Annotated in this window: 15 protein-coding genes; 12 read left to right on the forward strand and 3 right to left on the reverse strand. The window is 45.5% G+C overall.

The genetic code is table 11. The features are described 5' to 3' along the window. Positions 1–367: 367 nt before the first annotated feature. The 10 genes from nadC to BM607_RS20840 all read left to right on the forward strand — a co-directional run bounded on the left by nadC (position 368) and on the right by BM607_RS20840 (position 9,806). Positions 368–1,249, forward strand: a complete 882-nt coding sequence (nadC, locus tag BM607_RS20790; RefSeq protein ID WP_071940670.1) for a carboxylating nicotinate-nucleotide diphosphorylase — start codon at positions 368–370, stop codon at positions 1,247–1,249. Positions 1,250–1,992: 743 nt separating this feature from the next. Then, positions 1,993–2,415, forward strand: a complete 423-nt coding sequence (locus BM607_RS20795) for a prepilin-type N-terminal cleavage/methylation domain-containing protein (RefSeq protein WP_071940671.1) — start codon at positions 1,993–1,995, stop codon at positions 2,413–2,415. Positions 2,416–2,486: 71 nt separating this feature from the next. After that, positions 2,487–4,199, forward strand: a complete 1,713-nt coding sequence (gene pilB / locus BM607_RS20800) for a type IV-A pilus assembly ATPase PilB (RefSeq protein ID WP_071940672.1) — start codon at positions 2,487–2,489, stop codon at positions 4,197–4,199. 150 nt (positions 4,200–4,349) lie between these two features. Beyond that, complete coding sequence (locus tag BM607_RS20805; protein ID WP_071940673.1) at positions 4,350–5,621, forward strand: type II secretion system F family protein; 1,272 nt, start codon at positions 4,350–4,352, stop codon at positions 5,619–5,621. A 41-nt stretch (positions 5,622–5,662) separates the two neighbouring features. Continuing rightward, positions 5,663–6,577, forward strand: coding sequence for an A24 family peptidase (locus tag BM607_RS20810; protein WP_071940674.1), 915 nt, complete (start codon positions 5,663–5,665; stop codon positions 6,575–6,577). A gap of 39 nt (positions 6,578–6,616) precedes the next feature. Continuing rightward, positions 6,617–7,234, forward strand: coding sequence for a dephospho-CoA kinase (coaE, locus tag BM607_RS20815; protein ID WP_071940675.1), 618 nt, complete (start codon positions 6,617–6,619; stop codon positions 7,232–7,234). Next, on the forward strand, positions 7,227–7,961 hold the full coding sequence (gene zapD / locus BM607_RS20820) for a cell division protein ZapD (RefSeq protein ID WP_071940676.1): 735 nt from the start codon (positions 7,227–7,229) through the stop codon (positions 7,959–7,961). Before coaE ends, zapD begins: the two co-directional genes overlap by 8 nt. A gap of 73 nt (positions 7,962–8,034) precedes the next feature. After that, the gene (yacG, locus tag BM607_RS20825; protein ID WP_006083355.1) at positions 8,035–8,244 is read left to right on the forward strand and encodes a DNA gyrase inhibitor YacG; all 210 of its coding nucleotides are present in this window, start codon (positions 8,035–8,037) and stop codon (positions 8,242–8,244) included. A gap of 76 nt (positions 8,245–8,320) precedes the next feature. Continuing rightward, positions 8,321–8,713 carry an 8-oxo-dGTP diphosphatase MutT gene (gene mutT, locus BM607_RS20830; RefSeq protein WP_071940677.1) on the forward strand — a complete coding sequence of 131 codons (393 nt, stop codon included), beginning with the start codon at positions 8,321–8,323 and terminating at the stop codon, positions 8,711–8,713. Positions 8,714–9,269: 556 nt separating this feature from the next. Beyond that, positions 9,270–9,806, forward strand: a complete 537-nt coding sequence (locus BM607_RS20840; RefSeq protein WP_071940678.1) for a thioredoxin family protein — start codon at positions 9,270–9,272, stop codon at positions 9,804–9,806. A gap of 64 nt (positions 9,807–9,870) precedes the next feature. Here the strand turns inward: BM607_RS20840 and BM607_RS20845 are convergent, their stop codons facing one another. Both BM607_RS20845 and rhlB read right to left on the reverse strand, forming a co-directional pair. Then, complete coding sequence (locus BM607_RS20845) at positions 9,871–10,797, reverse strand: exopolyphosphatase (protein WP_071940679.1); 927 nt, start codon at positions 10,795–10,797, stop codon at positions 9,871–9,873. Continuing rightward, entirely contained in the window at positions 10,798–12,114 is a 1,317-nt protein-coding gene (rhlB, locus tag BM607_RS20850; RefSeq protein ID WP_006083359.1) for an ATP-dependent RNA helicase RhlB, read from the reverse strand. A 152-nt stretch (positions 12,115–12,266) separates the two neighbouring features. Here rhlB and trxA point away from each other — a divergent pair, with 152 nt between their 5' ends. Both trxA and rho read left to right on the forward strand, forming a co-directional pair. Further along, entirely contained in the window at positions 12,267–12,593 is a 327-nt protein-coding gene (gene trxA, locus BM607_RS20855; protein ID WP_006083360.1) for a thioredoxin TrxA, read from the forward strand. Positions 12,594–12,802: 209 nt separating this feature from the next. Next, positions 12,803–14,068 (forward strand): transcription termination factor Rho, encoded by a 1,266-nt coding sequence (gene rho / locus BM607_RS20860; protein WP_006083361.1) that lies wholly within the window; start codon positions 12,803–12,805, stop codon positions 14,066–14,068. Positions 14,069–14,121: 53 nt separating this feature from the next. Here rho and BM607_RS22230 read toward each other — a convergent pair. Next, a partial coding sequence (locus BM607_RS22230; protein ID WP_249269619.1) for a LysR substrate-binding domain-containing protein occupies positions 14,122–14,370 on the reverse strand: 249 nt, incomplete at its 5' end.

The raw sequence follows: 14,370 nt of genomic DNA on the forward strand, positions 1-14,370 counted from the left end.
CTAGGGCACTCCACTTCCGTGTTGCATCAATTCAAAAGGTGGCCGACATTCTGTCATTGATGCGCCTTGAATTGAAGCACCCTAGGCGCTCTGAAACTCGTATATTCAGGTAGCTTGGGTATATACTCGGTTACTCTAACAGTATTCAGCCAAGCAAAGAAGAAACCCAGCACACGGAACTGACTGACCTCATCATCTTTTAATATTGAGATCATGGAGCAAGCCATTCACTCCCAACTAAAATAAGCCAGAGGCTGAGTCCTGCCGCACAATCTTCCAAGCTGTTCCGTGAGACCTAAGGCCGTGGTAATCTTAACCTAAGATGCAAGTAGGTCGTCAGTAATTAAAGAATGCAAGGACCCCGCTCATGTTAGAAAACGATATTCGCCAGTCAGTAAAATCCGCCCTCTGTGAAGACTTAGGCGGCACCGAAATCAACGATCAAACCAAGGCCATCGCTTATGGTGATATCACAGCAATGTTAATCCCTGCTGATAAGTACGCTGAAGCCACCCTTATTACCCGTGAAGAAGGCGTTTTTTGTGGAAAAGCATGGGCCGAACAAGTTTTTAATCAACTCGGTGGGGAAGTCGCACTGCATTGGCATGTGGATGATGGCGATCTGGTATTACCTAACCAGTTACTGTGTGAACTATCGGGCCCAGCACGCACGATTCTCACCGGCGAACGCACGGCAATGAACTTTATCCAAACCCTGTCTGGCGTTGCGACCTTAACTAAGCATTATGTCGATAAACTAGTGGGCACTCACACTCGCCTATTAGATACTCGCAAAACCATTCCAGGCCTGCGCACCGCCCAGAAATATGCAGTCACCTGCGGCGGCGGCAAAAACCACCGCATTGGCTTATATGATGCATTTTTGATTAAAGAAAACCACATTATGGCCTGTGGTGGCATTCGCCAAGCCGTAGATACCGCCCGCAACTTGTACCCGAATAAACCCGTTGAAGTCGAAGTGGAATCACTCGAAGAACTCGCCTTAGCACTCGACTCTGGCACAGATATCATCATGTTAGATAACTTCGATATCACTAAAATGGTCGAAGCGGTTGAAATGAACAATCAATATAAAGCGAAAGGCGCCGGCGCTAAGCTTGAAGTCTCCGGCAATGTCACCTTAGACACTTTAGCCGAATTTGCTAAAACCGGTGTCGACTATATCTCAGTTGGTGCGCTCACTAAGCATGTTCGCGCCCTAGACTTGTCGCTTAGATTGAAAGCTTAAAGCACTCGCTCACTAGAGGGTGAAACGTTCGCTGAAAGCACCTGAGAACGTTTCACTTTCAACCTATTATAAAGCGATACATTTCTTCTGAGTTCCACTAGGCTAGCCCCTAAGTTATGCCTGTCACTATACATCCGCACCATCAACATCAAGCCTCCAACTCATCACACCAACATGCCAGCAATTTGACTCGGTCAGCTTAGGTGCCAGCCAAACTGATAATGTCAAAATGTTGTTATAACTTAACACACCAACAAGATAGACTCTTATACAAAAATGACACTTAATTAGTACTTTATACTTAAAAGTTGTTTCTTTTATCTTAACTTTGTACTAACTTTTACACAGGCGAGATGGCCGTTTGGTCAACCTCACCTAAGGTCAGCACTGGAATGCCTGTCAAAATACTCTAATTTGCGTTTCAGGAGCACATTTTGAGGGACATTAGCCTAAGGTGCGGTTACCGAAATGATTTATTAAAACAATCATTAACTTAGTGCTAACCTAGCATTAGCTTAGTAAAATGAACGTGACTTTGAATAAATCAGCATGAGTCATTACACATGGGTCATTCAAGATCATCGGTGTACTGTTAATGTTACATAGATCATATAAATGATTTTATTAGCATCAATGAGTAAAAAAGTTTGACGAGTCAAAACAATTTATAGGGTAAAACAGCGTTTAGGTTTAACACTCTATTCAATCAAAGTAAGTCACTAAATAGTTAGCTGGAGAGAAAAATGAAGGGTATCAATTTAAACAAACAAGCTCAGGGTTTTACTCTGATCGAACTAATGATCGTAGTTGCCATTATCGGTATTTTGGCAGCTATAGCATTGCCAGCATATCGTGATTATGTTGGTTCTGCTCATGGTGGCGCGGCCATGAAAGGTGTTTCTTCATACACGACTAAAGCCGTAACTTGTGTTCAGTCAGGCATTTCTTGTGACACAATTAATGCAGAGGCAAACGTTGCAAACGATGGCCTTAGTCTTTCTGCCGACCTTGCAGAAGGTTCTGGAGCCGCTCTTGCTTTTACTGATGGGACTTGTACTGTTACAGCGACAATTTTAGATGCTGGCACTGTAACATATGCGGCAACCTTAAATGCTAGTGCAACAGGTGCAACACTTGCACAGTGTGAAGCTGGTGCTGGTCTATAGTTTATAAGCATATGTATCCATAAATGGCAGCACTGCTGCCATTTAATCTTTCATTAGTTTAGGTTTTAAAAATGCCCACCACTGGCCTTCATTTAGGTTTATCGACCCTGTTTATCCGTAAGGGCCTGCTTAATGAAGAGCAGATGGCTAACGCTATCACTAAATCTCGACAAAACAAACACGCCCTTGTAAGCACCTTAGTTCAAAGTAAACTAATCTCTGCCCGTGCAATAGCAGAGCTTTGCTATGAAGAGTACGGTACGCCACTACTCGATCTCAATGAATTTGATCTTGCTTCCATTCCTGAGGACTTCCTCAATAAAAAACTCATTGAGAAACACCGCTGCTTGCCCTTATTTAAACGTGGGAATCGCCTCTATATAGGCACATCCGACCCGACCAATATTGCCGCCCTCGAAGATTTCCAGTTTAGTGCAGGCCTGCACGCCGAAGCAATTCTAGTTGAGGAAGATAAGCTCGCTAAAGCGCTAGAGAAAATTCTCGAAGAAGATATCAGCGGTCTCGATTTAGGCGGTATGGACGAAGCAGCGCTGGCAGCGATAGAAATTACCGACACAGATAGACGTAATGAAGAGCCTACTGGCGAGAGTAGCGACGATGCACCCATCGTTATTTATATCAATAAGATTTTAACCGATGCCATCCGCAAAGGTGCGTCAGATTTGCACTTTGAACCCTATGAGAAACGCTACCGTATTCGTTTTCGTATAGATGGTATTCTCCACGAAGTCTCTGAACCGCCGATTAGTCTCGCCGGACGTTTATCTGCACGGCTAAAGGTGATGTCGAAACTCGATATCGCCGAACGACGCGTGCCACAAGACGGTCGAATCAAGATGAAACTGTCCCGCACTAAGTCTATCGACTTTCGGGTTAGTACTCTGCCGACCCTGTGGGGTGAAAAGATTGTAATGCGGATTTTAGACTCATCCTCCGCACAATTAGGCATTGAAAAGCTCGGCTACGAGCCAGACCAAGAAAAGCTCTACCTTGAGATGCTAGCAAAACCCCAAGGGATGATTTTAGTAACGGGCCCAACGGGTTCAGGTAAGACCGTCTCCCTTTACACTGGGTTAAATATTCTCAATACCGAAGAGCGTAATATTTCTACCGCCGAAGATCCGGTGGAGATTAACCTCGAAGGCGTGAACCAAGTTCACATTAATTTAAAGGCAGGCCTCACCTTCGCCTCCGCACTGCGTTCGTTCTTACGCCAAGATCCCGATGTGGTGATGGTGGGTGAAATCCGCGATCTGGAAACCGCCGAAATTGCCATTAAAGCGGCGCAAACGGGTCACTTAGTCTTATCGACCTTACACACTAACTCGGCTGCCGAAACCTTAACCCGTTTAATCAACATGGGTGTGCCTGGCTACAATATCGCTAGCTCTGTGAATCTAATTATTGCCCAGCGCTTAGCGCGTCGCCTCTGCCCCGAATGCAAGCAAGCTGAAGTGATCCCCGAGCATGAATTACTGCGCCTAGGTTTTGACCAAACACAAATTACTCAAGGCTTTACCACCTTTAAACCTGTTGGCTGTGAGCATTGCTCTGCGGGCTACAAGGGCAGAGTCGGTATTTACGAAGTGATGAAAATGTCTGACGAAATCGCTCGTACTATCATGGAGGGCGGTAATTCTTTGCAAATTGCCTCCCAAGCTAAAGCCCAAGGAATGCGAGATTTACGGCAATCAGGCTTATTGAAAGTGATCCACGGTGTCACTAGCATTGCAGAAGTCAATCGCGTAACCAGTTTTGGTTAAATCTAATCTTTATATATCTAGAGCTAAGTCTAAAATTCAGGCAATACCGTATTATTACTCGTATATTTGAATCTTAGAGTCCAAACTATTTCGCAAGCACAGCGTTCAGTTAACTAGAAATCTAGAACGATTTATTTACAGGAATCATTTATGGCTACGGCAACGACCACAAGAAAGTCTCGTTCTAAGAAAGCCGAGCAAAAGAGCCAACCAAAAATCTATACCTTCGAATGGAAAGGTGTAAATCGCGACGGCAAGAAAACCGCCGGAGAGCTTAGAGGAGCTACCGCCGCTGAAATCCGTAGCCAGCTGAAATCCCAAGGCGTAAATCCAAAGAGTGTTCGTAAACAGTCATCTGCGCTATTTAAGTTAGGTGATGCCAAAATCACCCCTATGGATATTGCTATGATGACCCGCCAAATTGCGACTATGCTAGCGGCGGGCGTACCTTTAGTCACCACAATTGAGCTACTCGGCCGCGGTCACGAAAAAGCTAAAATGCGAGAACTATTAGGAAATATCCTTAGCGAAATTCAATCGGGTATTCCTTTATCCGATGCTATGCGCCCCCATAGACGCTACTTCGACGAACTTTATGTAGACCTAGTCGCAGCTGGTGAGCATTCTGGATCACTAGACTTGGTTTTCGATCGCGTAGCGACCTACAGAGAAAAAACAGAAGCCCTAAAATCAAAAATTAAGAAGGCCATGTTCTATCCGGCTGCTGTTGTCATAGTAGCTGTTTTAGTAACAACATTATTACTTCTATTTGTCGTGCCTCAATTCGAAGAAATATTTAAAGGCTTCGGTGCTGAATTGCCCGCCTTTACTCAATTAGTGCTGCATATTTCCCGCGGCTTACAATCCTCTTGGTACATCTTTCTAGCCGCCATTATTGGCGGCGTATTTTTGTTTGTGCGGGCGCACCGAAACTCACAAATGGTGCGAGATCGAGTAGACGAAGCTGTGCTTAAAATCCCAGCCATTGGGCCTATATTACACAAAGGTGCCATGGCACGATTCGCCCGCACTTTAGCTACCACATTTGCAGCGGGCGTTCCGTTGATTGATGGTTTAGAATCCGCTGCTGGCGCATCGGGTAATGCGGTATACCGCAAAGCGATTTTAAAAATTCGTCAAGAAGTCATGGCGGGGATGCAGATGAATGTGGCTATGCAGACCACAGGGCTTTTCCCCGACATGTTAGTGCAAATGGTGATGATAGGCGAAGAATCAGGTTCACTAGATAACATGCTCAATAAAGTCTCTACTATCTACGAAATGCAAGTAGACGATGCCGTAGATGGCTTATCAAGCCTGATAGAACCGATTATGATGGTGGTCATCGGTACTGTCGTCGGCGGTTTAATTGTTGCTATGTACTTACCTATCTTCCAGATGGGTAAAGTTGTTAGCGGCTAGTTATCACACCTCATATTTACACATAGATATAAGAACATTAAATGTCAGAATTCATCTCCATTTTGGGCCAGCACCCTTATCTTTTTATGGCTCTAAGCTTTATTTTTGCCGCTACCGTTGGTAGTTTTTTAAATGTGGTGATCCACAGATTTCCTGTGATGATGAAACGGGAGTGGCAGCAAGAATGTAATCAGTATTTGCAGGAATACCACGAAGATATAGCCAAAAAAATAGGCATTGAACAACTCAATAAACCTATAGATGCCTTCCCTGAGAAATACAATCTTGTTGTTCCGGGCTCAGCCTGCCCTAAATGCAAAACGTCGATTAAACCTTGGCATAATTTACCGGTATTAGGCTGGTTAATACTCAAAGGCAAATGCGCTACCTGTCACGCCCCTATTTCTGCCCGCTACCCCATTATTGAATTCGTCACAGGGCTACTTATCGCGACTTTAGCTTGGCATTTTGGTCCAAGCTGGCAGTTTGTTTTTGCGAGCATACTCACCTTTGTGCTTGTAGCACTGACGGGTATCGATCTTGATGAGATGTTGCTCCCCGACCAAATGACACTACCATTGCTTTGGCTAGGCTTGATAATCAATCTAAATCATACCTTTGCGAGCCCAACCGATGCCATTATCGGTGCGGCGGCAGGCTATTTAAGCCTGTGGTCCATTTTTTGGCTATTTAAGATCCTCACCGGCAAGGAAGGCATGGGTTATGGAGACTTTAAACTGCTAGCCGTATTCGGTGCTTGGCTTGGCTGGCAAATGCTGCCGCTGGTGATTTTACTTTCGTCCCTCGTTGGCGCAGTCGTTGGCATCACTATGATTGTCAGTAAACGCCTGAAACAAGGGAATCCAATCCCATTTGGCCCTTATATTGCCGCAGCTGGCTGGATAGCCTTGCTATTTGGACAACAGATTGTCGATTGGTACCTATCAACACTGTAAGAGCTAGCAAACTAAGCACTGAGCTATCCGGAGTATGTTATGTCAAAGTTTGTTGTTGGTCTTACTGGCGGTATCGGCAGCGGTAAAACGACTGTTGCCAATTTATTCGCTGCCGAAGGAATAACCCTAGTCGACGCCGATATCGTTGCCCGCGAGGTCGTCGCTCCGGGTTCAAAAGGGCTGGAAGCGATCGTAACTCATTTTGGTGCTGAGATATCAACACCAGAGGGTGAACTCGATCGCGCCAAGTTGCGGCAGCGGATATTTAGCCATCCTGAAGAGCGCGAATGGCTAAACCAACTATTACACCCCATGATCCGCCAAGAAATGCTAGCGCAGGTAGAAAAAGCGACCTCGGCCTATGTAATTATGGTCGTGCCCTTGCTATTTGAGAACGGGTTAGATAGGTTAGTCAGTCGGACTTTAGTGGTGGATATTTCACCTGAGTTGCAAATAAATCGCACCGTAAAACGTGACAATGTTGATGCATCTCAAGTTAATAACATCATTAGTAGCCAATGTAGTCGCAGCGAAAAACTCGCCAGAGCCGACGACATTATTGATAATCAAGGAGAGATATCAACCTTAAAACGAGAGGTGCTAGCATTGCACCAGCGATATTTACAACTTTCTGGTACTGATAACGCCCATGACTGAATTAGTTTACGAACAGCCCCTAAACGAGAAAATTCGCAGCTACTTGCGGCTCGAATACCTCGATAAACAGCTGCAAAGTAACCTAAATCATGACCACCAACATAGATGTTTTTATCCGCTGTTTTCCCTCTGTGAATTGTCCGAACGCTGTGATTATCGTAATGAAGTATTAAAAGACATTGAACGGCACTTGCTGCAACTCAGCAAATGGCAAGAATTAGATCACGTCGACCACCAGCAAATCGACCTTTATATAAATGCCCTCACCCAAGCCCGCGAACCGTTGCAAAAGCCCGACCGCTTCGGCAGCCAACTAAAACAAGACAGATTTATTTCCGCGCTACGACAACGCTTTGGCATGCCGGGCGCCTGCTGTAACTTCGATCTGCCGCAACTGCATTATTGGCTAGCTAAACCTTGGGAAGAAAAACAACAAGACTACCGCTCTTGGATAGCACACTTCGAACCTTTGCTCACCCCCATCACCCTATTGCTCCAACTCACCCGCAGCACAGCCCATTACGACAATGCCGTTGCCCATGCAGGTTTTTATCAGGGTGACAGTGCTCAAGCACTTGCTTTGGTGCGAGTCAAAGTCGATGCCTCCCACGGGTGTTATCCTACGATTAGCGGCCATAAAAACCGTTTTGCCATCCATTTTGTGCAGTTTGAACAACAACGCCACTCCGACCGTTCGATTGATTTCTTACTGGCTACCTGTCCATGAAGCCTTTACACTAATGGCCTGAAAGACATTAGTATTGGCGGCCGCTGTATCGCCGTTAACCAAGAGAACAATTATGCCATTGACCGTTAACTGCCCTATCTGCAAAGCCCCTGTCGAGTGGGTGCCACAATCTGCATTTAAACCTTTTTGCAGCGAGCGCTGTAAGCTCATCGACCTCGGCGATTGGGCGTCAGAAAAGCATGTCATCCCAGTGAAGGCCGAATTTGATCCCGAAGCATTTGATGAATTCGATCTCGATGAAGGCGACTTTTTTAAAGAATAATGCGAAGCGCTAGCTGCTCAGCTTACGCCATCACAGCGATTAATTTGCCCAACTCTCTACTCAATAGATAAATATTATGACTAAACGCATCCATGTTGCCGTAGGCATTATTACTAACTCGGCCGGTGAAATTCTATTAGCAAAACGCCCAGATCATTTACATCAAGGTGGGAAATGGGAATTTCCTGGCGGCAAAGTTGAGGCGGGCGAAACGGTCACTCAAGCACTGATCCGTGAACTCAAAGAGGAAGTTGCACTCGATGTCACCGATAGTCAGCCATTTATGGCGCTGAGTTTCGATTATCCCGATAAACAAGTACTACTCGATATCCATTCAGTCGCAGAGTTTAACGGCACAGCTCAAGGCCTCGAAGGTCAGCTTATCGCTTGGGTCACTAAAGCCGATTTAATTAATTACGACTTCCCCGAAGCTAACAAGCCTATTCTAGAAAAAATTCTCGCTCAGTAATCGAGCCATTTACCTCATTATATCAACGCGCTCTATCCCCGAATCGCAATTCGGGGATGTGCTTTTTCAATGTCTTAACTCCGCAAACCATGCAATCCTGTGATCGTTAAGCTTACATACCCAAACCACCTGAAGATGCAGGATTCAGCGGGAATTTAACGCACTTTAGGCAAGGCCATTTATTGCTCCTGCATAAATGGCATTCACGCCATCCATGGCGATTGCGGCTATTTGCAGACCTAGCGGGCTAAGTTAAAAATAACCAACACAGCATAAAGTGCGTTACCCCGTGGTTAACATCAGCCGCCGGGACGGAGCGCCTAGGGCACTCCACTTCCGTGTTGCATCAATTCAAAAGGTGGCCGACATTTTGTCATTGATGCGCCTTGAATTGAAGCACCCTAGGCGCTCTGAAACTCGTATCTTCAGGTAGCTTGGGTATAGATATTAGCAATGCGTGATCTAGCTTGCAGCAAATCAATGATCCGCTTTAATCGCATCAAGAATAATGTTTGAATCAAGCTTCATTCTTTCTCTTCGATTTTAAGGGCGCATCATGCACAATAACGTTAAGGCATTCCTAGCCACTACTGCCTTATTTTTTAGTTGTCAGGTACTAGCCAATGGTGGCTGTGGATTTGAAGAACAACAACAGGGCTTAATTGCGACCTGCAGCGAGGAGAAACAAGAAGTGATTTTAACTGGCATAGTAGAAGCACAACATTTAGTCACAGATCTCAATGAGTTTGCCGAAGGGTATAAAAGCTACCTGGTCGACACTGCGGCAATCACTCCGCTTAAAAGCGTCACCGAACCAACTGAAATTATTGTGATCATTGGTACTTGGTGTCCAGATTGTCACCGTGAAACACCGCGCTTTATCCGTATCATGGAAGAAGTCGCCAATCCCAATATCAAAGTGACCTATATTGGTGTCGACCGGACGAAGAAAGATCCCGAGGGCTTAGCTGCCAAATACGACTTTACCCGTATTCCAACCTTTATTGTGCTGCAGCAAGGTAAAGAAGTTGGCCGTATCGTAGAGCGCCCAACCGTTTCCTTAGAAAAAGATCTCGCCGATTTATTGAAATAAGTGACGCAGTACAAACAATAAAGGCCGCATAGCGGCCTTTGGTTTTTATCCATTCAGAGAAAGCTTAGCTCGCTTCGTCAATAATTCGCTGCGCGAGCATCACTAAAACACCTTCACGTAATGCGCCGCCAGATAAGGCTAAATGCTCTATCCCCAGCAACTCAAACAAAGCCAACAAAATAGCGACACCCGCTGCAAAAGTCGGTGCCCGCTCGCTACAAAGCCCAGCGATCCCCGTTAAGCTAATATCTTCTTGGGCGAGAATTTCAGCCTTCAACTGAGTGAGAACATCGAGCGTTATCGTCTCAGATAAGCCACGGTGAAGCAGTACTTCAACCACAGATTGCACCGCGCCAGAGGCGCCAACAACACAATGCCAGCCTAGATCGCGTAGCGTTTGTCTATGCTCAGCTAATGCGGTTAGCACTTGCTGCTTGGCATCATCGAAATCTAACTGTTGCAGCGGTAAGCTACTAAAAAATTGGCGATTATAAGTCACGCTACCGAAAGGCAAACTGGTTTTGAACAACACTTGATGCCCATCACCGATAATAAACTCAGTGCTCGCCCCGCCGATATCTATCACTAAACGGCGGCCTTGACCACAGGTGGTTGCCACCATACCTTGATAGATAAGCTCAGCTTCACGCATGCCTGAGATGATTTCAATTGGATGACCAAGGAGTGGCAATGCACGCCGATTAAACTCATCGGCATTGCTGATACTGCGAAGGGTTGCGGTAGCAATCACAGCGACATGGTTTGCTTCAATCTTATGTTGCACCAACATTTGGGCAAACATACTCAAACAGTCGAGGCCGCGCTGCATCACGTCATGGCTTAAGTTGCCATCGTCGCCTATACCTTCGGCGAGCCTCACCTTGCGTTTATATTTCGCAATAATATGCGGCTGACCACCACGAGTTTTGGCGATCAGCATATTAAAACTGTTTGAGCCTAATGTTATAGCGGCATAAGCGGGTGTTGGCATTTACGAATGTCTACGTGTCCTATCATGACGAGGAGGGCGAGCACCACTGCGTTGCGCACCTGGACGACTTGTCCCAGAACGATCACGCAGGTTTCGAGTGCCGCTCGGGTGTTTACGGTGGATCTTCGCTGGCGTAGGAATATCGGCCAATAAAGCTTCACTGTCGTAATTACTCACTGGAATCGAATGATTAATATAGCTTTCGATTGCTGGCAAGTTCAACGCGTACTCTTCACAGGCAAAGCTTATCGACATGCCCTTATTACCCGCACGACCCGTACGACCGATTCGGTGCACATAGTCTTCACAATCATCAGGTAAATCATAGTTATACACGTGTGAAACGTCAGAAATATGTAAACCACGAGCCGCAACATCGGTAGCAACCAATATATCTAATTGGCCACTAGTAAACTGCTCAAGAATACGAATACGTTTTTTCTGTGGCACATCACCCGTTAACAAACCCACGCGATGTCCGTCACCTTCAAGCCAAGACCAAAGCGTTTCACAGCTGTGCTTAGTGTTAGAGAAAACGATGGCTTTTTCTGGCCAATCTTCTTCAATCAAGGTCAACAGCAAACGCATCTTCTCTTCTTGCGAAGGATAGAAGATTTCTTCTTTGATGTTTTTGGAGGTTTTTTCTTCAGGGGCGATTTCGACTTTAACTGGCTCGTTCATATGATCGTAAGCCAGCTCTTGCACTTTCATCGACAAGGTTGCCGAAAATAGCATATTAAGACGTTGATTTGCCTCAGGCATACGTCTAAACAAGAAGCGAATATCTTTGATAAAACCTAGATCGAACATACGATCGGCTTCATCTAATACTACAGCCTGAATCGAATTCAGACCGATAATGCCTTGGCGAACGTAGTCGATAATTCGACCCGTAGTACCAATCAAGATATCAACACCTTGATCTAATACTTTACGCTGTACATCGTAACTTTCGCCGCCATAAACAATACCCACCTTTAAGTGAGTGTGTTTAGCGAGTAAAATCGCATCTTTAGCAATCTGAATCGCCAGCTCGCGAGTCGGAGCCATAATGATGGCGCGGGGCTGATTAATCAGTCGACCTTCAGGTACGGGAGTCGATAATAAGTGATTAAAAGTGGCGACCAAAAAGGCCATTGTCTTGCCAGTGCCCGTTTGTGCTTGACCAGCGATATCTTTTGATTGAAGTAATACAGGCAGTGATAACGCCTGGATCGGCGTACAAAATTCGAAGCCATTCTCGGCAAGGGCCTGTTTAACCTCAGGATGTAGAGGTAGGTCGGCAAACCTTTGGGTAGATAGATGTGTTTCGCTCATAGCGCAAGCTTACCTGTTGAGGTTGCAATAAGATACTCGATCGTTTGAAATAGCCACATTGTAAAAAGGTAACTTGAAAAGCTATTTTTCAGCCCCAATATACATGGTAAGCCATTAACAAACCAGCAATGGCACCCAAACTGGAGAACATCATGAGCGATAAAATTATATACCTGAGTGACGACAGCTTCGAAAACGACGTATTAAAGTCTGATTTGCCAGTATTGGTAGACTTCTGGGCCGAGTGGTGTGGTCCTTGTAAAATGATCGCTCCAATTTTAGACGATGTGTCTGAAGAATATGCAGGCCGCGTGACTATCGCAAAATTAAACGTTGACCAAAACAATGTTTCTCCAGCGAAATATGGCGTTCGTGGCATCCCAACTTTACTGTTATTCAAGAACGGCGAATTAGCCGCAACTAAAGTTGGCGCACTATCAAAAACGCAATTAAAAGAGTTTATCGACGCGCAAATCTAATTTGATGTGGTAATGAGTGACCTCCGGCACAAGCTATAAATTAATTGTGCCGGAATTTCCCTAAATTTCTGGACGCCCCGCTTTGTTAGTGCTACTTTAATAACCAGATTCTTTCTAATAACCTCTTCTCGCTCGTCAATCACTATCCTGAATTACATCCTTACTGATTGATCGCGGTAAGCTTTGTCGCGTAACACAAGACCCCCAAAATGAACTTAACTGAATTAAAAGACACGCCGATTTCTGACCTAGTCTCGCTAGCTGAAAATATGAAGCTCGAAAATATGGCCCGCGCTCGCAAGCAGGACATTATTTTCTCAATCCTTAAAGCCCACGCAAAAAGTGGAGAAGACATTTTCGGTGGTGGGGTATTAGAAATACTCCAAGACGGTTTCGGCTTCTTACGCAGCTCAGACGGTTCTTATTTAGCTGGTCCAGATGACATCTATGTCTCACCAAGCCAAATTCGCCGCTTTAACATGCGAACGGGTGATACAATTTTTGGTAAAATTCGCCCACCGAAAGAAGGCGAGCGTTATTTTGCCCTATTGAAAGTCAACGAAGTTAACTTCGATAAACCAGAAAACTCCCGTAATAAAATCCTCTTTGAAAACTTAACCCCACTCCACGCAGAAGAACGTATGCGTATGGAGCGTGGCAACGGCTCAACTGAAGATATTACCGCACGTATTCTGGATTTATGCTCACCGATTGGTAAAGGTCAACGTGGTTTGATCGTTGCACCACCAAAAGCCGGTAAAACGCTATTACTTCAAGGTATTGCTCAGAGTATCAGCTACAACAACCCAGAAGTGGTGTTGATGGTATTGTTGATCGACGAACGCCCAGAAGAAGTCACTGAGATGCAACGCCTCGTTAAAGGTGAAGTAATTGCATCAACCTTCGATGAGCCAGCAAGCCGTCACGTTCAAGTTGCCGAAATGGTGATTGAAAAAGCCAAACGTTTGGTTGAACACAAGAAAGACGTGGTTATCCTACTCGATTCTATTACTCGTCTAGCCCGTGCCTATAACACTGTTATCCCGTCATCGGGCAAAGTGTTAACCGGTGGTGTGGATGCGAACGCCCTGCACCGTCCAAAACGCTTCTTCGGTGCAGCGCGTAACATCGAACACGGCGGCAGCTTGACCATTATCGCCACTGCTTTGGTTGATACGGGTTCTAAGATGGACGAAGTGATCTACGAAGAATTTAAAGGTACAGGTAACCAAGAGCTACATCTGTCACGTAAAGCGGCAGAAAAGCGTGTGTTCCCAGCCATTGACTTCAACCGCAGTGGTACGCGTCGTGAAGAAAAACTCACGACTCAAGAAGAACTGCAAAAAATGTGGATCCTGCGTAAGATCTTAAATCCTATGGATGAAGTCAGCGCAATGGAATTCTTAATCGACAAATTGGCTATGACCAAGACTAACGAAGAATTCTTTACCGCCATGAAACGCGCTAAGTCTTAATCTCAGCGAGTCGCTAAAAAGCCGCATCATGCGGCTTTTTTGTTTCTTAAATCCTAAGATTTTTTTACTGCCAGTATTTGACCTAAGCTTTTACTCAAAGCCTGTGTGCGCTGCCGGAGCATTTCCCGCAGCAACAAGACAACAGGCGTCACATGCTCGCGTCCTGGGCACACTAAGTACAAATCGACTGGCTCACCTTGATACTCAGGCAACAATCGTACTAACCGCCCTGAAATTAAGTCATCGGCCAGATCTAGACTCGACTTAAATACCAATCCTTTACCCGCCACAGCCCAACGGCG

The organism is Shewanella sp. SACH, assembly GCF_001887095.2.
GTDB lineage: Bacteria > Pseudomonadota > Gammaproteobacteria > Enterobacterales > Shewanellaceae > Shewanella > Shewanella baltica.